Here is an 18483-nt window from a genome sequence, read left to right as displayed (position 1 = left end):
TACGATTCACCGGTGACAGCAGAGATCATCGACTACGGACGGTTCGCGGACCGGCTCCGGCAGTGGCAACAGGGCAGCTCCCGCTGGGACTTGCTCGACGCGGTGCAGCGCGAGTGGGGTTACGAGGACCCCGGCGGCGAGCCAGGACACTCCCGGTGGGGCGGCGAGAACCGGCGGGACGGCATCGACTGGAACCTGCCCGTCCCGCAGGCCCTCAACGAGTGGTGGGACTCGCCGCTCAACTCCTTCGCCTTCGACCCGCGCCTGTACTGGGTCCACACGCAGTGGCCGCCGACGGTCTCCGAGCTCGAAGCCGCCCCGGACAGCGGCCTGGTGGACCCCCGCGGCGACCGCCGGGTCTGCGTCTTCATGTCCGAGTACCACTACAGCCACGCGTGGGGCTATCTCGCCGCCGAGGCCGAACTGCCCGACCCCCGCGTCGTCGTGAGCGTCGACGGCGCGTGGGTCGTGCAGAGCCGCTCGCTGTCGGAGTTCCTGACGCAACTCGCCTTCGAGCGGCTGCCCGCGCACTACGGCTGGACGCTGCGGGTGCGCGCCGCCACGGTCGACGCCGACCCGGGCATCGTCGAGCGGCTCACCGCCTCGTACCGCGAACTGGGCCTGCTGCCCTGGCAGGAGATGGGCACCGACGCGCTCTCGTACGGCGCGCCGGACGCGGTCGTCCGCCATGGGCGCGGCCCCGGCGCCGACTTCAGGATCGTCGTCAACGCCCGCACCCGCGAGGCCCTGATCGCGGTCGCCGAGACCCTCGGGGTCGACTGGTCGGGCGACAAGGCGATCCAGGGGCCCGCCGAGGTGCCCGCGCCCCTGGAGAACCTCGGCCCGCTCTCCCTCGCCGAGGGCGACGCCGACCCCAGGGGGCGCTGGAGCGTCCTCTCCCGGGGTCACGTCGCACCGCCCTCGGTGCCGGGCGCCGCCGCCGCGCTCGTCCAACCCCCGGGATCCGTACGGTCGGTGGCCGCCGACCAGGACGCGACGACGCTCGCGGCGGGCGACGCGGAGGGCCAGGTGCACGTCCTGGAGACCGACGACGAGTGCCCCGAGACGATCACCCTGACCCTGCACCGCGCCCCGGTCACCGCGCTCGCCTGCGTCAAGCTGGACAGCGGGAAGCGCCTCGTGCTCAGCGGCGACGAGAACGGCGTGATCCGCTACTGGAGCACCCGCCGCAAGCCGCTGCGCTCCCCCTTCGCCCGCCGCCGCGCCCCCGTACGGGCCCTGGCGGCGGCCCGGTTGGCGACCGGGCCCGCGCTCGCCGCCGCCTGGGACGACGGCTTGGTCCGCGTCTGGGACCTCTCCTCCGACGCGGTGGCGGGGCTGCGCCTCGGCACCGGCATCAGGTTCCTCGGCCTCGACGCGGACGGCACCCTGAGCGTCACCGACGGGGGCGGTACGGCCGCGCTCCGCCTCGACCCGGCGAAGCTCTGGCCGCACCGCGACCTCTCACTGCGCCTGGACGGCGTCGACTGGGGCTCCCTGTGGACCGCGCGCGGGCCCGGCCACCGGATCCCCGAGCTGATCGGCAAGGTCGCGTCCGACGACAAGAAGACCGCCATGGACGCGGTCCACGACCTGTACAGGATGCTCGTCTCCAAGGAGGCGGCGTCGACCGCCGCCGTCCCCGCGATCCCCTTCCTCGTCGAGCTGATGACGGACCCGGACAACCAGGCCCGCAGCACGCTGCTCCTGCTCATCGCGGACCTCGCCGACGTCCGTCAGGCGCGCGGCGGCCGCGGCGACGCCCAGCTCGCCGCGGTCCGCGAGGCACTGCCCGTGCTGCGGTACCTGCACGACGACCCGGAGTCGTCGATCCGCTGGGCCGCGAACGAGCTGGAGCAGAACTGCGCGGCGTCACCCGCTTCCTAGGGCCTGTCCGTACGACATCACCGGGCGGGGTGCACCACCATCGCGGAGCCGCCGCCCCTGCGGACCTTCTCCGCGGCCGCGAGCCACTGGCCGTTCGGCAGCCGCTGCACACCGGTGGCGGCGCCGATCTCCGGGTTCTGCTTGAAGGAGTGCCCGATGGATTCGAGCGAACCCCTCAACGGGCTGTCCCACAGCCCGGGTTCGAGCTCGGTCTGCGCGGCGTTGCGCTGGCTGGCGCGCGGCGCGGCGATCGCGTCGACCAGCGGCAGGCCCCGGTCGACGAAGCCCGTGAGGGTCTGCAGGACGGTGGTGACGATGGTCGCGCCGCCCGGCGAGCCGAGCGCCACCACGGGCTTGCCGTGCTTGAGGACGATCGTCGGGGCGATCGAGGAGCGCGGCCGCTTGCCGGGACCCGGCAGGTTCGGGTCGTGCACCGCGGGGTCGGCGGGCGCGAAGGAGAAGTCCGTCAGCTCGTTGTTGAGCAGGAAGCCGCGGCCGGGCACGGTGATGCCGCTGCCGCCCGTCGACTCGATGGTGAGGGTGTACGAGACGACGTTGCCCCACTTGTCGGCGGCCGTCAGATGGGTGGTGTTCTCGCCCTCGTACGTCGTGGGGGCCGCCTTGTCGCCCGCCGCGCACGCCTCGGGGTGGCGCGGGTCGCCGGGCGCGAGCGGGCTCTTGAGCACCGCGTCGTCCTTGATCAGGCACTCCCGCGCGTCCGCGAACCGCTGCGTGAGGAGCTGCTTGGTCGGTACGTCCTCGAAGGCGGGGTCGCCCACCCAGCGCCCGCGATCGGCGAACGCGATCCGGCTTGCCTCGATGTAACGGTGCAGGTACTGGGTCTTGGACGCCTTCGAGAGGTCGGTGCGCTCCAGGATGTTGAGCGCCTCGCCGACGGTGGTGCCGCCGGAGGACGAGGGCGCCATGGAGTAGACGTCGAGCCCCCGGTAGGCGGTCCTCGTGGGCTTCTGGCGCTTCACCGCGTACGCCTTGAGGTCCTTGGCGGAGAGGTCGCCAGGACGGGCCACGCGGCCGGACGCCGGGTCGACCGGGGGCTTGTTCACCGTGCGGACGACGTCCTTGCCGATGTCGCCCCGGTAGAGCGCGGCGATGCCCTCGCGGCCCAGCTGCTCGTACGTACGCGCGAGGTCGGGGTTCTTGAACGTCGAGCCGACCACCGGGAGCCGCCCGCCCGGCAGGAACAGCTTCGCCGTGTCGGGGAAGTCCTTGAAACGTTTCTGGTTCGACTCGGTCTGCGAGCGGAAGGTCGGATCGACCGTGAAGCCGTCGCGGGCCAGGCGCTCGGCGGGCTTCAGGAGCGTGCCGAGCCGCTTGCTGCCCCACTGGTCGAGCGCCGACTGCCAGGTGGCGGGCGTGCCGGGGGTGCCGACGCCGAGGCCGCTGGTGACCGCGGACTCGAACGGGATGGGCTTGCCGTTCTCCAGGAAGAGCCCGGAGTCGGCGGTGCGCGGGGCGGTCTCGCGCCCGTCGATGGTGCTGACTTTGTGGGTCCTGGCGTCGTAGTGGACGAAGTAGCCGCCGCCTCCCACGCCCGCCGAGTAGGGCTCGGTCACCCCGAGCGCCGCGGCGGTGGCGACGGCCGCGTCCACGGCGTTGCCCCCTTTCCGCAGGACCTCGATGCCCGCCGCCGAGGCGTCCGCGTCGACGCTGGCGACAGCGCCTCCGTGGCCGACGGCGACCGGCACCTTCTCAGGAGCCGGTTCCGCTGAGCGCGTAGGCGAAGGGGGCGCGGCCGCACCGACCGACACCAATACCCCTCCGACCGCCAATAGCGTCAGATTCCGTACGACAGCGCGACGCATTCGTACCTCCAGTCAACAACCGTCTGCGCAGCGTAACTTCGAGTCGCCCGTCGCGTCAGGACCTCTTCGAACACCGGTCCGGGGGCCCGCTAGCATGCGCCCCCATGACTGAAGACGTGCGCACGATCGTCCTCGGCCTGATCGCGGTCGGCATCAGTGCCGTCCTTGGCTGGCTAGCCCGCTCCCACCTGTGGAAGCGCAAGCTCCGCCGCAAGCAGGCCTTCTTCGGGCTGCCCGAGAACTCCGAGTCGCTGCTCGTGGTCAACCGCGACGCGGGCGGGCCCGAGCTCACCGTGGTGCGCCACGACGCGTCCGCGCTCATCGAGCTCGCCGCGGTCATCAAGGAGTGCGGGGCGCACGCGCAGATCGTCGCGCACGACGCGACGCAGCAGGGCTTTGGCGAGCGCACCGAATTCTGCGTGGGCAGCCCGGTGGCGAACCGCCGCATGGCCGCGCACATGCACACGCTCCTGCCCGGCGTCCGCGTGAACACCGAGCCCGAGCCGATACCGGACCGGGGTGCCTTCCAGATCGGCAGCGAGCGCTACCGCCTGGAGTCGGGCCTCTGCGAGTACGTCATCCTGGCCCGCCTCACCGCCGACCAGGGCCAGGACGCGAGACCCGTCTTCCTCTTCTGCGGCCAGCGCGCGGTCACCAGCCAGGCGGCCACCCGCTATCTGGCCCGCCACCACGAGAAGCTCGCCCGCAAGCACGGCAACAACCCCTTCGTGCTGCTCCTGAAGGTCGTCAACTCCCAGGCGTACGGTCCCGACGTCGTCGAGCTCGTGGCGGACGTGACGCGCCCGGCGCAGACCCCGCTGCCCACGCCATCGGCACGCACCTCCCATCGCGCCAAGTGACGCCTTGATCACCGCGCGTCGATGCCATCCGGCGTCTTCTGTGATCTAGCAGGCAATTTCCGGACATCGTGCAACCTGAAGACGTCTTCAGGACTCTCTCCGTGCAGATCGACATTCGCACGGAGGTACGTTTCCTTGACCCCCCAGAGCTCTTCGAGCCGCCGACGCCCCCTTCGCACCCGCCACGTGGCGACCGCGGGAGTCGCCGTCCTTGCCGCCGCCCTGAGCGCCTGCTCGGGCGGCAGCGGCTCCTCCGGCGCCGACAAGGCCGCCGAGAAACCGAAGATCTCGGTGAACCTCTCGGGGCAGCAGGCGAAGGCGGGCGGCCCGGTCGAGGTGAAGCTGGCCGACGGCAAGCTGAAGAACGTCACGGTCGCCGACGCCAAGGGCGCGAAGCTGCCCGGCAAGCTCTCGGCGAACGGCACCAGCTGGACCTCGGAGCGCAAGGCCGCGCCCGGCACCGCCTACCAGGTCGAGGCGACCACCGACGAGGGCGGCAGCGCGAAGCACTCCTTCAGGACGGCCAAGCCCGACAAGGTCAACAAGGTGACGCTCGCCCCGGGCAAGAACACCACCGTCGGCATCGCCCAGCCCCTGTCCATCACCTTCGACAACCCGGTGCGCAACAAGGCCGAGGTCGAGAAGCACCTGAAGGTGACGACCTCGAACAACACCGAGGGCTCCTGGGGCTGGATCAAGAACTACGACGGCAAGGACCGCGTCGACTGGCGCCCCAAGGAGTACTGGAAGTCCGGCACGAAGGTGAAGCTGGACGCCCGCCTGAACGGCATCGACTCGGGCGGCGACGACTGGTTCGTGCGCGACTACGCGACGAACTTCACCATCGGCAAGAGCCAGGTCGTCAAGGTGAACCTGGACAGCAAGACGGCGACCCTGATCCGCGACGGCAAGACCCTGAAGTCGCTGCCGATGTCGGCGGGCACCCCGGGCGGCGACAAGGCGTCCTGGGGCGGCACCTCGGTCCTGATGTCGAAGGAGGGCACGATCAACATGCGCTCCGAGACCGTGGGCCTCGGCGACGCCTACGACAAGATGGTCGACTACTCGATGCGCCTGACCTGGTCGGGCATGTACGCGCACGCGGCCCCGTGGAACGCCTCATACTTCGGCAACACCAACCACAGCTCCGGCTGCGTGGGCATGAGCGACGGCGACGCGGGCTGGCTCTACGGCCAGGCCCAGATAGGCGACCCCTTCGAGGTCACGGGCAGTGGCTCGAAGGGCGTCCCGGACCCGGGCAACGGCTACGGCGAGTGGAACATCTCCTGGTCGGACTGGCAGGCGAAGAGCGCGCTGAAGTAGGCGCCCGAGCCCCAAAGATCGTTACCGGGGCGTAACTTACCGACGGGTTACCCCCGGTAAAGGATCGCGGTTACCGTCGGGTCACTTTGCACTTTCAACGAGTGAGGAAGTGACCCGTGAGCCATCCGCACCCGCACCGCGTCCTGCGCACGACCACCGTGGGCGCGGTCTCCGCGTCCCTCGTCGCGGGCGCCGCCTTCGGCCTGGCCCCGGCGGCCCAGGCGGCCCCCGCCGCAGCGCCGCGGGCCGCGAGCGCCGCAGGTTCCGACGTCCGCTTCGTCGACATCCCCGGCGACGGCGGCACGGTCCTCAAGGCCAACGTCTTCACCCCGAAGGGCGCGGAGCCCGGCGCGAGGTTCCCCTCGATCGTGCTGCCCACCAGCTGGGCCATGCCCCAGATCGAATACGTCGCACAGGCCCAGAAGCTCGCGAACTCCGGCTACGTCGTGGTCAGTTACAACTCCCGCGGCTTCTGGCAGTCCGGCGGCGAGATCGAGACCGCGGGCCCCAAGGACATCGCCGACGCCTCCAAGGTCATCGACTGGACCCTGAAGAACACCCCCGCCGACCCGTCGAAGGTCGGCATGGCGGGCGTCTCGTACGGCGCGGGCATCAGCCTGCTGGCGGCGGGGCACGACAAGCGGATCAAGGCCGTCGCCGCGATGAGCGGCTGGGGCGACCTCATCGACTCGATCTACAGCGGCCGCACCCAGCACGTCCAGGCGGCGGCCCTGCTCGGCGGCGCGGGCGCCCTCACGGGACGCCCTGGCCCCGAACTCCAGCAGACCCTGAAGGACTTCCTCGGGTCCCACCTGGACAAGGAGGACGAGATGATCGCGTGGGGCAGGAAGCGCTCCCCCGCGACCTACCTCGACCAGATCAACGAGAACGGCGCGGCCGTCATGCTCGGCAACGCCTGGGGCGACACGCTCTTCCCGCCCAACCAGTACGCGAAGTTCTACGAGCGCCTCACGGGCCCCAAGCGCCTGGAGTTCCGCCCCGGCGACCACGCGACGGCCGAGGCGACGGGGCTGCTCGGCCTGCCCAACGACACCTGGACCAGCACCCAGCGGTGGTTCGACCACTACCTCAAGGGCGAGGACAACGGCATCGACAAGGAACAGCCGGTCCAGCTCAAGTCCCGCTCGACGGGCGGCTACGAGGGCTACCCGGACTGGAAGTCGGTCGGCCCGACCCGCAAGAAGATCGAGATGGCGGGCGCCACCACCATCCGCACGAACGTCGACTCGGGCGCCAACGGCGGCATCGCCATCCTGTCCAACGCCCTGGACCAGTTCTTCAAGCTCCCGCCGATGGCCTCGGTACCGCTGCTCCCGCGCCGCTACACGGGCGTCTGGCAGTCGGAGAGGTACGCGTCGGCCCAGCGGGTCCGCGGGACGGCGAAGCTGCACACGACGCTCTCCAGCACCAAGGAGAGCGGCACCCTCGTCGCGTACCTCTACGACGTGGGCCCGCTCGGCCTCGGCAAGCTGGTCAGCAACGCGCCGTACACCTTCCACGGCAAGACACCCGGCAAGCCGTTCGGCGTGGACCTGGAGTTGTTCTCCACGGCCTACGACGTACCGGCTGGGCACAGGCTCGCCCTGGTCGTCGACACGGTCGACCCGCTCTACATCGAGCACAACCCGTCCGGCGCGCAGCTGACCTTCTCCTCGCCCGAGGCGGACCCGTCGTACCTGTCCGTCCCGCTGCGCGAGCAGTGATCACCGGCTGCTGCCGGGTGGGCATGGCCCTGCTGGCTACTGCGTACCCGGCAGCAGCGTCCCTGGTTCGGCCGGGGCGACGTCCGCGGCCTCGGTCTTGGGATTGCGCTGCTGACGCCTGGACACCCACTGGGCGAACCACGACAGCAACATGCACATCCCGATGTAGATCGGTGAGATCACCATGACTACGGGGATGAACGGCAAATCGTAGTCGAGATTCGACGCGATGAGCTTCCCGGCATGGAGGAACTCCTCATAGGTGATCAGATAACCGAGCGACGTGTCCTTCAGGGCCACCACCAACTGACTGATGATGGCGGGCAACATCGCGCGCACGGCCTGCGGCACCAGGACGTGCGACATGACCTGTGTCTTGCGCATGCCGAGCGCGTAGGCCGCCTCCCGCTGCCCCCTCTCGACGGAGTTGACGCCGGATCGGAAGACCTCGGCGAGCACCGAACCGTTGTAGAGCGTGAGTCCGGCGACAAGTGCGGGCAGCGGCTGGACCTTCAGCGCCACGAAGACGAAGAAGATCATCACCAGGACCGGCATCGCCCGGAAGAACTCCACGAGGAGCGTGGCCACCCAGCGCACGGGCCTGTGGTCGGAGAGCCGCCCCATGGCGAGCAGTCCGCCGAGGGCGAGGGCGAGGACCGCGGAGATCGCGAAGGCCTTGAGCGTGTTGCCGAGGCCGCGCAGGAGCAGTTCCTGGATGCCCTTGTACTCGAAGGGCGTCCACTTCGTCGCCGTGAACTGGTCGGTGTCGAAGAGCAGGTACAGGATCCAGGCGACGAGCCCGAGGACGACCAGGGTGGAGAGCAGTCCGTAGAGCTTGTGCCGCCGTACGGTCTTGGGCCCGGGGACGTCGTAGAGGGCGGTCGAATCGTGGGAGAGGGCTTTCATCGGGCGACTCCCCAGCGCTTTTCGAGGACATGGAAGATCGCGCTGATGGCGAGGGTGATGATGAGGTAGCCGAGGGCGATCCAGACGAAGGTCCAGACGATGTTGTAGCCCAGCTCGCTGAGCGTCTTGTACGTGCCGAGCAGCTCGGTGACGCTGAACGCGCCCGCGATCGCCGAGTTCTTGGCGAGCGCGATGAGATTGGAGCCGACCGGCGCGATGACGGAGCGGAACGCCTGCGGCAGCACGACCATGGACAGCGTCTGTCCGAAGGACATGCCCAGGCTGCGGGCCGCCTCGCCCTGTCCCTTGGGCACGGTGTTGATGCCCGAGCGGATCGCCTCGCAGATGAAGGCGGAGGTGTAGCAGCCGAGCGCGAGCACCGCGAACACCTTGAAGGGCAGCACCAGTCCGAAGCGCGGCAGGCCGAGCAGCACCGCGAAGAAGAGCAGGGTGAGCGGCGTGTTGCGCAGGACCGTCACCCACACCGTGCCGAACGCCCGGAAGGATCCGACGGGCGCGACCCGGAAGGACGCCATGACGAAGCCGAGCACGAGCGCGAGGACCGAGGCGTAGACGGTGAGTTCGACGGTGCCGATGAAGCCTTCGCCGAACGTGGAGAAATTGTCTGTCAGTACGTCCACGACGCCTCCTCAGCTCGCCGGGTAGCGGTCGATGGCGGGCGGCTTCGGCGCGGGGACTCCGGAGAGGCCGAGCGTGGCGTCGTACGCCTTCTTCCAGTCGCCGTCCTTCTCGCGGGCCGCGAGCGCGTCGTCGACGGCGAACCGCAGGTCGTTGTCGCCCTTGGGGACGCCGATGCCGTAGGGCTCCTCGGAGAACGGCTTGCCGACCACCTTGAGTTCGTCCGGCACCTTGGCCGCGTAGCCGATCAGGATCGCGTCGTCGGTGGTGACGGCGTCGACCTGGTAGGTCAGCAGGTTGTCGACGCAGACCGAGTAGGTGTCGTACGCGACGAGGGTGGCCTTCGGGTAGTCCTTCTGGATCCGCTGGTAGGGGGTGGATCCGGCCGCCGAGCAGACGCGCTTGCCCGCCAGGTCGCCGGGCCCCTTGATGTCCTCCTCGTCGTGCCGCACGAGCAGTCCCTGGCCCGCCATGTAGTACGGGCCGCCGAAGCCGACGAGCTTCTTGCGGTTGTCGTTGATCGTGTAGGTGCCTACGTAGTAGTCGATCTGCCCGTTCTGCAGGGCGGTCTCGCGGTTCGCCGACGCGATGGTCTTGAACTCGATCTTGTGGGGGTCGAGGCCGAGCGAGGCCGAGACCATCTTGGCGATCTCGATGTCGAAGCCGGAGTACCTGCCGGTGGCCGGGTCCTTCTCGCCGAGGTAGGGCTGGTCCTCCTTGGCCCCGACGACGAAGCGGCCCCGGCTGCGGGCCTTCTTCCACGTCCCGGAGCCGGGCAGCTGGAAGCCCTTCGCCACCTGGTAGGTGGGGAGCTCCTCCGCGGCGGGGCCCTTGGTCGGCGGGCTGCCCTCCTTGCCGCAGGCCGTGGCGACGAGGGCGGCCAGGACGAGTGCCGCGGCCAGGCGTGTCGTACGCGTGATGCTGCTGTGTCGCTTCAAGAGCACGTCACCCCCGTCAGTGCTTGAGGATCTTGGAGAGGAAGTCCTTGGCCCGTTCGCTCTCCGGGTTCATGAAGAAGTCCTCGGGGGACCGGTCCTCGACGATCCGGCCGTCGGCCATGAACACGACCCGGTTGGCGGCGGAGCGGGCGAAGCCCATCTCGTGGGTGACCACGACCATCGTCATGCCGTCGCGGGCGAGCTGCTGCATGACCTCGAGCACCTCGGTGATCATCTCGGGGTCGAGGGCGGAGGTCGGCTCGTCGAAGAGCAGCGCCTTGGGGTCCATGGCGAGGGCGCGGGCGATGGCCACGCGCTGCTGCTGGCCGCCGGAGAGCTGTGCCGGGTACTTGTCGGCGTGCGCGGAGAGGCCCACGCGCTCCAGGAGTTCGCGGGAGCGCTTGTCCGCCTCCTCCTTCTTGCGGCCCCGCACCTTCGTCTGCGCGAGGGAGACGTTCTGCAGGACGGTCTTGTGCGCGAAGAGGTTGAAGGACTGGAAGACCATGCCCACTTCGGCACGGAGCTTCGCGAGTCCCTTCCCCTCGTCGGGCAGCGGCTGCCCGTCGAGCCTGATCTCGCCGGACTGGATGGTCTCGAGCCTGTTGATCGTCCGGCAGAGCGTCGACTTGCCCGACCCCGAAGGGCCGATGACCACCACCACCTCCCCCTTGCCGACGGTGAGATCGATGTCCTGGAGGACATGGAGCTCTCCGTAGTACTTGTTCACATCACGCAGCTCGATCAACGGATCGACGGCCATGGCAAGACCTGCCCACTCTCAGCTGTGTACGTCCGCGCAAACTATCCACGCTTAAACGGGACTTACGGGACGACACGCACGTATGGGCATTAACCGTATTTGAGGCAATTACGGTTACGTCTCCGAAGCCTCGGCGTAGACCTGGGACAACTCGGGGGCGCCCTGCACCGCCCAGTCGAGGCCCGCCTCGACCACCGGGATCTCACGGCCCGACGCGAGGCGCACGACGGGGCTGCCGCCCGGCCACACGTACCAGGAGGCGCCCGGCACCGTGCGCACGACGACGGATCCCAGGTACAGGCCCGCGTCGTTGCCGAGCCACGGAAGGAGTTCGGGGTCGTCGCGCCAGAGCGGCAGGAGCTGGTCGAGCGCCGCCAACGAGGCCGGGGAGTCGTCGAGTTCGAGCCCGGCGGCACCGGCCTGGGAGCGCAGCAGCTCGCACTCGGAGAGCAGCTCCGCGACGCCTTCGGGGTCCTCGTCGAACGCGGCCGCGAGCCCTTCGGCGCGCTCCGCCGCGGAGTGCCGCTTGCGCCACTTGTCGAGGAACGGAATGTTCATGATCGGCCTCTCCATCGGGTGGCACAGCCGGCTGCGCGACCGGGCGCGCATGTCCGTATTTCCACGAATGTATCTTGCATCAGTTGATCACGGAATGAGGCGAATCACGCCGCCCGCGCCAGGTCTTGAGCGGCCCCGAGTGGGTACTCGTGGCTGCCTCAGTGAGGTGGTCCCGGGCCGCACGAGGGACCGGATCTCGATCGGGAGGCGGGCGATGGTGTGGTGGGTCTGGCTCGTCGCGGTGGTCGCCGTGGCGGGCGTACTGGTGGGTGGCGTCCTCGGGACGCAGGCGCGGCGGCGCGGCGGCGGAGTGATCGTGGTGCGGCGCGGACGGCGGCCGAGGGGCGGGAGGGCGCGATGACCCCGCACGCGGTGAATCCCCTGGAACCCGCGGCGCGGATCACCAAGCGCCCGGTGGTCACGCTGGGCGGCGAGGCGGTCGCCCAGGTCAAGGACGTCGTGCTCGACGCGGCCAACGGCAGGATCGCCGGATTCACGCTGGCCGGGCGGGGTTTGCTGGCCGGACCGCTGCGCAAGAGCCTGCCGTGGGCGGGGGTGCACTCGCTGGGGGCCGACGCGGTGATGATCCCCTCGGCCGACGCGCTCGAGGACCGCGCCGCGGTCGCCTCCTGGGACGAGAAGGCGGCCGGTCCCGTGCGCGGGGCCGGGGTGCTCACGGACCGGGGGCTGCGCGTGGGCACCGTGCTCGACGTGGTGGTCGAGACGGGCCGCGAGGGCCGGGCCGTGGCCATCGAGGTGGACTCCGCCGAGGCGCTCGGCAGGCACCAGCGGAAGGTCTTCCTGCCGCTCGGCGCCAGGCCCGCGATGACCGGCGACACCTTGATGGTCCCCGCGACCGACATCGAATACGTGGTCGAAGACATCGCCGAGCTGCCCGCCGCGGTGGGGCGCAAACGGCTCATGGAGCAGGGCGGCCACGACGCCGCCGGAACGGAGGGGACCCCGTGATGCTGTTCAGCCGGACACTCGGATGCCCCGTCCTGAGTGCCTCCGACGCCTCGCGCGTCGGCACCGTGGCCGGGCTCGTCGTGGACCCGGAGCGCGCGAGCATCACGGCGCTCCGGCTCACCGACGTCCCCTCGGGCGGCGACGTCATCCCCTGGACGGACGTCCACGCGGTCGGCCCCGACGCGGTCGTCGTCGAGGCGGTCGCCTCGGGCCGCTTCACGTCGGCGGCGTCCCCCGAGGTCCACAACCCGCTCGGCAAGCGCCTGTTGACCGAGCTGGGCGACCAGGTGGGGACACTCGGCGACATCGCCTTCGACCCGGAGTCGGGCGGCATCGGCACGCTGCACACCTCGCGAGGCGAACAGGTGTCCGGCGAGCGGCTGCTCGGGGTCGGCGCGTACGCCGTGGTGATCCGGGTGACGCCGGGGAGCGGGGCGCGCGGGATCACGGGGCTCGCGGAGATCCCGGAGGTCACGGAGGTCACGGAGGTCACGGAGTGAAGGTGTCCGGGTCCGCGCCGTCCCAGGCGCGGTGCCACTCGACGGGCAGGGACTTCGCGGTCAGGAGCTGCCCCGGTTCGAGCCAGGTGAAGAGGTCCGCGTACGAGCTGACCGCGTCGTACGCGACGCGCCTCCGCAGCATGTGGGGCCGCAGTGACGCCGGGTCGCGCACGCCGAGGGACGCCATGATCTCCATCGCGCTGTGCACGGTCGCCCGCTGGAACCTGGCCACCCGCCGGTACTTGTCCTCGACGTCGAGCGCCCGCCCGCGCCGCGCGTCCTGGGTGGCCACGCCCACCGGACAGCGGTTGGTGTGGCAGCGCTGCGACTGGATGCAGCCGACCGCGAACATCATGGCGCGGGCCGCGTTGGTGTAGTCCGCCCCCTGGATCATCCGCTTGACGATGTCGGCGCCGGTGGCCACCTTGCCGCTCGCGCCGATCCGGACGCGGTCGCGCAGGCCGCTGCCGACCAGCGCGTTGTGCAGGGTGGTGAGACCCTCGGTGAGCGGCGTGCCGACGTGGTCGACGAACTCCATGGGCGCCGCGCCCGTACCGCCCTCGGCGCCGTCGACGACGATGAAGTCGGGGGTGATGTTCTCCTCGATCATGGCCTTGCACAGGGCGAGGACGTCCCTGCGGCTGCCGACGCAGAGCTTGAAGCCGGTCGGCTTGCCACCGGCGAGGTCCCGCATCCTGGCGAGGAAGCGGACCAGTTCACGGGGCGTGGAGAACACCTTGTGGTAGCTGGGCGAGATCACCGTGCGGCCCTCGGGCACCTCGCGCACCCGGGCGATCTCCGCGTTGACCTTGGCCCCGGGCAGCACCCCGCCCATCCCCGGCTTCGCGCCCTGGGACAGCTTCAGGGAGACGCAGCGCACGGTGTCGCCCGCCGCCTTGCGGGCGAACTCGTCCGGATCGAAGTCGCCGTCGGACGTACGGCAGCCGAAGTAGCCGGTGCCGATCTCCCAGACCAGGTCGCCGCCGTGGCGCAGGTGGTACTCGGAGATGCCGCCCTCCCCCGTGTCGTGGGCGAAGCCGCCCTCGGCCGCGCCCCGGTTGAGGGCGAGGATCGCCTGGGCGGAGAGCGAGCCGAAGCTCATCGCGGAGACGTTCAGGAGGGCCATGTCGTACGGCTTCGCGCAGCCGGGCCCGCCGACGCGCACGGTCGGCGGGTGCTCGGGCACCGGGCTCGGGGCCATCGAGTGGGTGAAGAACTCGTACCCCGGCTCGTAGACGGAGAGTTCGGTGCCGAAGGGGTCCTGGTCGGCGACGCCCTTGGCCCGCTCGTAGACCGTGGACCGGGTGTCCTTGTCGTAGGGACGGCCGTCGTAGTCCCGCTCGATGAAGTACTGCTGCAGCTCCGGGCGCACGGCCTCCATGAGGTAGCGCAGGTGCCCGATGACGGGGTAGTTGCGCAGGACGGAGTGGCGGCGCTGCGTCACGTCGTACGTCCCCACGGCGCCCGCCGCGAGGAACGGTCCCGCCGCCGCCCACCACCAGGGGGCGGCCGTCACGGCGAGGACAGCCGCCGCGAGCCCCACGATCACCAGTACGGCCACCAGGCCCCTGCGCACCACGCTCTCTCCTCACTCCCCGCCGCCCGGCGGCGGACATGGACTCCCTGCCCCTTCTTCGGCTCCGCGACCCACCCGCATGAGCCACGCGGGCGAGGTCCCCGCGGACAGGGGGCGCCGGGTACCCGCGCCGCACGGGCCCAACCCGGCGCCGCGCCGCTCACAGGTCGCGGCGGTCCGCGGCGAAGACGGCGACGGCGGCCGCGAGCGGCGGCCAGAGCGCGAGGACGAGCCAGGCCCCGCCCGTCGTCCACGGGTAGGGGGAGTGCGGCACACCGGTCTCCACCAGGCGCGCCCACGCCCCGTACGGCGTCGCGTGACCGGCCACGGCGGACCAGTGGCGTTCGTCGCTGAGCACGCCGGGCAGGACGACCAGGAGGACGAAGGCGGCGACGACCGCGCTGCCCGCGTGCCGCAAGAGCGCGCCGAGCGCCAGTCCTGCCAGCGCGGCAACGGGCGCGAGCAGCGCCGAGGCGACGACGACCCGCCAGGCCCCCGGGTGGCCGATCGGGACCCCGGCGTCCCTGCCCGACAGGATCGCCTGGGTGAGCCAGAAGGAGGCGCCCGCGACGAGCGCGCCGAGCACGGCCGTGACCGCCGCGACGACCAGCGCCTTGGCCGCCACCAGCGAACGGCGCGCGGGCACCGCGGTGAACGTCGTACGGATCAGGCCGCTGCGGTACTCCCCCACGATCGCGAGCGCCCCGAAGGCGCCCGCGGCGAGCAGGAGGACCATGGTGGCGTTGGGCGTGAACGCCTCCTGGAGCGGGATGCCGTCGCGGAGGAACCGGGCCCGGCGGCCCGCCTCGTCCGCCTCGTCCGCCGACCAGTAGCGGTAGGTGTCGTACGCCTCGCCGACGTTGAAGGCGAGCACGGCGAGCGCGGTGACCAGGAGCGCCCAGGGGGTCGAGCGCAGCGAGCGGATCTTGATCCACTCGGCGGCGACGAGGTCCACGAAGCGGGCGCGCGGCTCGGTGGCCGAGGACAGCGGGGGCGACGGTGTGGCGGTGGTCATCGGGGCTCTCCCGCGAGGTATTCGACGCTGTCGGCGGTCAGTTCCATGAACGCCTCCTCCAATGACGCGGTGTGCGGGGTCAGTTCGTGCAGCAGGACCCGGTGGCGCAGGGCGAGTTCGGCGATGCGGGGCGCCGCGATGCCGTGCGCGACGAGCCGCCCGGTGCCGTCCGGTGCGACCGTGGCGCCCTCGGCGGCGAGCAGCGGGGTCAGCGCGGCCTCGTCGGGCGTCCGCACGGTCACGGCCGTGCGCGACGAGCGGGCCGCGAACGCGGACAGGCCCTCGGCGGCGATGAGCCTGCCCCGGCCGATGACGACGAGTTCGTCGGCGGTGTGCTCCATCTCGGACATGAGGTGGCTGGAGACGAACACCGTGCGGCCCTCGGCGGCCAGGCGCCTGAAGAGGCCGCGGACCCACTTGACGCCCTCCGGGTCGAGGCCGTTGAGCGGCTCGTCGAAGAGGAGCACCGGCGGATCGCCGAGCAGCGCGGTGGCGATGCCCAGACGCTGGCGCATGCCGAGCGAGTAGCCGCCCACGCGGCGCCCCGCCACCTCGGCGAGCCCCACCTCGGCGAGGACCTCGCCGACCCTGGCGCGCGGAATCCGGTTGGTGCGGGCGAGCGCGGCCAGGTGGGCGCGTGCGCCGCGCCCGCCGTGCACGTCGCCCGCGTCGAGCAGGGCGCCCACGTGCCGCAGTCCGCGCGGCCGTGTCCTGAAGGGGACGCCGTCCACCCTCGCCGTGCCCGAGGTGGGCGCGACGAGTCCGAGGAGCATGCGCAGCGTGGTCGTCTTGCCCGCGCCGTTCGGCCCGAGGAATCCCGTCACCCGCCCCGGGCGCACGGTGAAGCTCAGTCCGTCGACGGCCGTTGCGGCCCCGTAACGCTTCGTCAGTTCATTGACTTCGATCACGCTCACCACGGTGTCGTGGGCGCACCCGCCGCGTCGTCGGACCAGGACTGGCATTCCCGGGGCCCGGGTGTCGACCCTGGTTGTACGGCCCGGGTCCGATGCCCGCGGACGGGGCCCGCGGCTACGCTCGGCCCATGCCTGCCCTTTCGCCGTTCTCCCGTGTCGAGCGCCCGTCCGTGGGCGCGTGGGCCGCCGTGGCCTGGTGCGTGGGACTGGCCAACGCCCTGCGTTCGCAGTTCGGCATTCCAGGGATGCCGACCGGCGACGCACTGCTGAACGTGGGCGAGTGGGTGCTCGTCGCCGCGAGCATCGGCCTCGTGTGCGGCGCGGCCCGGCTGCTGGACCACAGGCCGCTGCCGGCGCTCGCTCTCCTCGTCGCCGCGACGTTCACCGCGACGCTGGCGAACGGCGAGACCGGCATCACCTTCCTGCATTACCTGGCGATCGACGTCGCCATGGCCCACATCGTGGCGAGCGGGCCGCGCGCCTCCCGCTGGACCGCCCTCGGCGCCGCGCTCTGCGTGCTGCCCGGTTACGCGCTCACCCGGCAGTGGTCGGGGCTGCCCGTCCAGCTCCCGCACACCATCGACACCAGCTGGACGGGGTGGCAGACGTACTCGCTGCTCGCCGCCGTCGCCTGGCTGGTCGGCAAGTCGGTGCGGCAGTCCCGCGAGTACGCGCGGCGGATGAGCGCACAGGCGGCGACGCAGGCCGTGACCGCCGAACGGCTGCGCATCGCCCGCGAGATGCACGACACGGTCGCGCACAGCATCGGGATCATCGCCCTCCAGGCGGGCGCGGCCGCACGCGTCGTGGAGACCCAGCCCGCCAGGGCGCGCGAGGCGATGGTGGCCGTGGAGACGGCGGGCAGGGAGACGCTCTCGGGGCTGCGGCGGATGCTCGGCGCGCTCCGGCAGGCGGACACGGCGTCGACGGACTCGGCGTCGACCGGCGCGACGTCAGCCGATACGCCGTCGGCTCCGGCGCGGGACGGCGGGCGCGAGGAGGCACCGCGCGGGCCCGCGGCGGGCCTCGCCGACCTCGACAGGATCGCCGCCGCGACCACCGCGGCCGGGGTGCGCGTGGACGTCGTACAGCGGGGCGAGCGGCGGCCGTTGCCCTCCGACGTCGACCTTGCGGCGTTCCGTATCATCCAGGAGTCGATCACCAACGTGGTACGGCACTCCGGCGCCCGATCCTGCCGCGTGAGCCTCGACCACCGTGCCGAGGAGCTCATCATCGAGATAGCCGACAGCGGCCGCGGCCACGCCACGGCCCCCGCGACCGGCGGCTTCGGCCTGGCCGGGATGCGCGAGCGCGCCGCCCTGCTGCACGGGGAGTTCAGCGCGGGGCCGCGCCCCGGCGGCGGCTTCCTGGTGACGGCGCGGCTGCCGGTGCCCGCACCCGCGCGAGCGGCGGTGGCGGGATGACCGTGCGCGTCCTGCTCGTCGACGACCAGCCCCTGATCCGTACGGCGCTCAGCATGGTCATCACCGACGTCCCCGACATCGAGGTGGTGGGCGAGGCGGACAACGGCGCGGACGCCGTGCGCATGGCGGCCGAACTCCGTCCGGACGTCGTGGTGATGGACATCCGCATGCCCGGCATGGACGGCATCGAGGCGACCTGTCTGATCACCTCGGGCACGGAGCCGACCCGGGTCGTCGTGCTCACCACGTTCGACGACGACGAGTACGTCTATGCCGCGCTGCGCGCCGGTGCCTCCGGGTTCCTCGTCAAGGACATGGCCCTCGACGACATCCTCACCGCCGTCCGCGTGGTCGCCGCGGGGGACGCGCTGATCGCGCCGAGCGTCACCCGGCGGCTCATCAAGGAGTTCGCCGAACGGCCCGCGACCGCCCCGCAGGGCGGTGACGTGGTGATCGAGGGGATCACCGAACGGGAGCGCGAGGTGCTCACGCTGGTGGGCGGCGGCCTGTCCAACACCGAGATCGCCGAGCGGCTGTGCATCAGCGTGGCCACGGCCAAGACGTACCTGACGCGGCTGCTCGCCAAGCTCGGCGCCCGTGACCGGGTGCAGCTCGTGATCATCGCCTACCGCTCGGGCCTGGTCTCCGCGGACCGCTGACGCCGGGC

18 protein-coding genes are annotated in these 18483 nt (G+C 71.3%); 9 read left to right on the top strand and 9 right to left on the bottom strand.

The annotated features are described in order from the left end of the window. Positions 1 to 12: 12 nt before the first annotated feature. Positions 13 to 1887 (top strand): WD40 repeat domain-containing protein, encoded by a 1875-nt coding sequence (locus KY5_RS33965; protein WP_098245785.1) that lies wholly within the window; start codon positions 13 to 15, stop codon positions 1885 to 1887. A 17-nt stretch (positions 1888 to 1904) separates the two neighbouring features. Here KY5_RS33965 and ggt read toward each other — a convergent pair whose 3' ends face one another. Next, positions 1905 to 3710 (bottom strand): gamma-glutamyltransferase, encoded by a 1806-nt coding sequence (gene ggt / locus KY5_RS33960; RefSeq protein ID WP_098245784.1) that lies wholly within the window; start codon positions 3708 to 3710, stop codon positions 1905 to 1907. A gap of 104 nt (positions 3711 to 3814) precedes the next feature. On the opposite strand from ggt, the gene KY5_RS33955 reads away from it, so the two are divergent. The 3 genes from KY5_RS33955 (at position 3815) to KY5_RS33945 (ending at position 7617) form a co-directional block, all read left to right on the top strand. Further along, a complete protein-coding gene (locus tag KY5_RS33955) occupies positions 3815 to 4570 on the top strand; it encodes a hypothetical protein (RefSeq protein ID WP_199843363.1) in 756 nt (251 codons plus the stop codon). A gap of 186 nt (positions 4571 to 4756) precedes the next feature. After that, positions 4757 to 5893: a L,D-transpeptidase gene (locus KY5_RS33950; protein ID WP_234362995.1), complete on the top strand. Its 1137-nt coding sequence runs from the start codon at positions 4757 to 4759 to the stop codon at positions 5891 to 5893. 116 nt (positions 5894 to 6009) lie between these two features. Then, positions 6010 to 7617 (top strand): CocE/NonD family hydrolase, encoded by a 1608-nt coding sequence (locus KY5_RS33945; protein ID WP_098245781.1) that lies wholly within the window; start codon positions 6010 to 6012, stop codon positions 7615 to 7617. Positions 7618 to 7653: 36 nt separating this feature from the next. Here the strand turns inward: KY5_RS33945 and KY5_RS33940 are convergent, their stop codons facing one another. From KY5_RS33940 to KY5_RS33920, 5 genes are all read right to left on the bottom strand, one after another. Beyond that, a complete protein-coding gene (locus KY5_RS33940) occupies positions 7654 to 8523 on the bottom strand; it encodes an amino acid ABC transporter permease (protein WP_098245780.1) in 870 nt (289 codons plus the stop codon). Then, on the bottom strand, positions 8520 to 9164 hold the full coding sequence (locus tag KY5_RS33935; RefSeq protein ID WP_098245779.1) for an amino acid ABC transporter permease: 645 nt from the start codon (positions 9162 to 9164) through the stop codon (positions 8520 to 8522). The genes KY5_RS33940 and KY5_RS33935 overlap by 4 nt, the downstream gene beginning before the upstream one ends. A 9-nt stretch (positions 9165 to 9173) precedes the next feature. Beyond that, positions 9174 to 10082 (bottom strand): glutamate ABC transporter substrate-binding protein, encoded by a 909-nt coding sequence (locus KY5_RS33930; RefSeq protein ID WP_098247657.1) that lies wholly within the window; start codon positions 10080 to 10082, stop codon positions 9174 to 9176. 34 nt (positions 10083 to 10116) lie between these two features. Continuing rightward, positions 10117 to 10860: an amino acid ABC transporter ATP-binding protein gene (locus tag KY5_RS33925; RefSeq protein WP_098245778.1), complete on the bottom strand. Its 744-nt coding sequence runs from the start codon at positions 10858 to 10860 to the stop codon at positions 10117 to 10119. Between the two features lie 114 nt (positions 10861 to 10974). Beyond that, positions 10975 to 11418 (bottom strand): DUF6278 family protein, encoded by a 444-nt coding sequence (locus tag KY5_RS33920; protein WP_098247656.1) that lies wholly within the window; start codon positions 11416 to 11418, stop codon positions 10975 to 10977. A 214-nt stretch (positions 11419 to 11632) separates the two neighbouring features. Here KY5_RS33920 and KY5_RS42315 point away from each other — a divergent pair, with 214 nt between their 5' ends. The 3 genes from KY5_RS42315 to KY5_RS41965 are packed head-to-tail and all read left to right on the top strand — an operon-like array spanning position 11633 to position 12887. Next, entirely contained in the window at positions 11633 to 11779 is a 147-nt protein-coding gene (locus KY5_RS42315; RefSeq protein WP_199843362.1) for a hypothetical protein, read from the top strand. Then, positions 11776 to 12387 (top strand): PRC-barrel domain-containing protein, encoded by a 612-nt coding sequence (locus tag KY5_RS33915; RefSeq protein WP_098245777.1) that lies wholly within the window; start codon positions 11776 to 11778, stop codon positions 12385 to 12387. The genes KY5_RS42315 and KY5_RS33915 overlap by 4 nt, the downstream gene beginning before the upstream one ends. Beyond that, on the top strand, positions 12384 to 12887 hold the full coding sequence (locus KY5_RS41965; RefSeq protein WP_159072664.1) for a PRC-barrel domain-containing protein: 504 nt from the start codon (positions 12384 to 12386) through the stop codon (positions 12885 to 12887). The genes KY5_RS33915 and KY5_RS41965 overlap by 4 nt, the downstream gene beginning before the upstream one ends. Here KY5_RS41965 and KY5_RS33905 read toward each other — a convergent pair. The 3 genes from KY5_RS33905 to KY5_RS33895 all read right to left on the bottom strand — a co-directional run bounded on the left by KY5_RS33905 (position 12877) and on the right by KY5_RS33895 (position 16386). Beyond that, a complete protein-coding gene (locus KY5_RS33905; RefSeq protein WP_098245776.1) occupies positions 12877 to 14466 on the bottom strand; it encodes an FMN-binding glutamate synthase family protein in 1590 nt (529 codons plus the stop codon). The genes KY5_RS41965 and KY5_RS33905 overlap by 11 nt on opposite strands. Before the next feature lie 157 nt (positions 14467 to 14623). Further along, on the bottom strand, positions 14624 to 15478 hold the full coding sequence (locus tag KY5_RS33900) for an ABC transporter permease subunit (RefSeq protein ID WP_098245775.1): 855 nt from the start codon (positions 15476 to 15478) through the stop codon (positions 14624 to 14626). After that, positions 15475 to 16386, bottom strand: a complete 912-nt coding sequence (locus KY5_RS33895; RefSeq protein ID WP_199843361.1) for an ABC transporter ATP-binding protein — start codon at positions 16384 to 16386, stop codon at positions 15475 to 15477. Before KY5_RS33895 ends, KY5_RS33900 begins: the two co-directional genes overlap by 4 nt. 134 nt (positions 16387 to 16520) lie before the next feature. On the opposite strand from KY5_RS33895, the gene KY5_RS33890 reads away from it, so the two are divergent. Together KY5_RS33890 and KY5_RS33885 are read left to right on the top strand one after the other, a co-directional pair. Further along, positions 16521 to 17816 carry a sensor histidine kinase gene (locus KY5_RS33890; RefSeq protein ID WP_098245773.1) on the top strand — a complete coding sequence of 432 codons (1296 nt, stop codon included), beginning with the start codon at positions 16521 to 16523 and terminating at the stop codon, positions 17814 to 17816. Next, positions 17813 to 18475 (top strand): response regulator, encoded by a 663-nt coding sequence (locus KY5_RS33885; RefSeq protein ID WP_098245772.1) that lies wholly within the window; start codon positions 17813 to 17815, stop codon positions 18473 to 18475. The genes KY5_RS33890 and KY5_RS33885 overlap by 4 nt, the downstream gene beginning before the upstream one ends. Positions 18476 to 18483 lie beyond the last annotated feature (8 nt).

The organism is Streptomyces formicae (assembly GCF_002556545.1).
In the GTDB taxonomy this organism is placed as follows: Bacteria; Actinomycetota; Actinomycetes; order Streptomycetales; family Streptomycetaceae; genus Streptomyces; species Streptomyces formicae_A.
This window is presented reverse-complemented; position numbering and strand designations above follow the sequence as displayed.

Excerpts from the sequence above, each read along its gene's own strand:
- KY5_RS33915 (WP_098245777.1), top strand. The coding sequence starts at position 11,776 with ATGACCCCGCACGCGGTGAATCCCCTGGAACCCGCGGCGCGGATCACC.
- KY5_RS33890 (WP_098245773.1), top strand. The coding sequence starts at position 16,521 with ATGCCTGCCCTTTCGCCGTTCTCCCGTGTCGAGCGCCCGTCCGTGGGC.
- KY5_RS42315 (WP_199843362.1), top strand. The coding sequence starts at position 11,633 with ATGGTGTGGTGGGTCTGGCTCGTCGCGGTGGTCGCCGTGGCGGGCGTA.
- KY5_RS33955 (WP_199843363.1), top strand. The coding sequence starts at position 3,815 with ATGACTGAAGACGTGCGCACGATCGTCCTCGGCCTGATCGCGGTCGGC.
- KY5_RS33885 (WP_098245772.1), top strand. The coding sequence starts at position 17,813 with ATGACCGTGCGCGTCCTGCTCGTCGACGACCAGCCCCTGATCCGTACG.
- KY5_RS33940 (WP_098245780.1), bottom strand. The coding sequence starts at position 8,523 with ATGAAAGCCCTCTCCCACGATTCGACCGCCCTCTACGACGTCCCCGGG.
- ggt (WP_098245784.1), bottom strand. The coding sequence starts at position 3,710 with ATGCGTCGCGCTGTCGTACGGAATCTGACGCTATTGGCGGTCGGAGGG.
- KY5_RS33920 (WP_098247656.1), bottom strand. The coding sequence starts at position 11,418 with ATGAACATTCCGTTCCTCGACAAGTGGCGCAAGCGGCACTCCGCGGCG.
- KY5_RS33900 (WP_098245775.1), bottom strand. The coding sequence starts at position 15,478 with ATGACCACCGCCACACCGTCGCCCCCGCTGTCCTCGGCCACCGAGCCG.
- KY5_RS33925 (WP_098245778.1), bottom strand. The coding sequence starts at position 10,860 with ATGGCCGTCGATCCGTTGATCGAGCTGCGTGATGTGAACAAGTACTAC.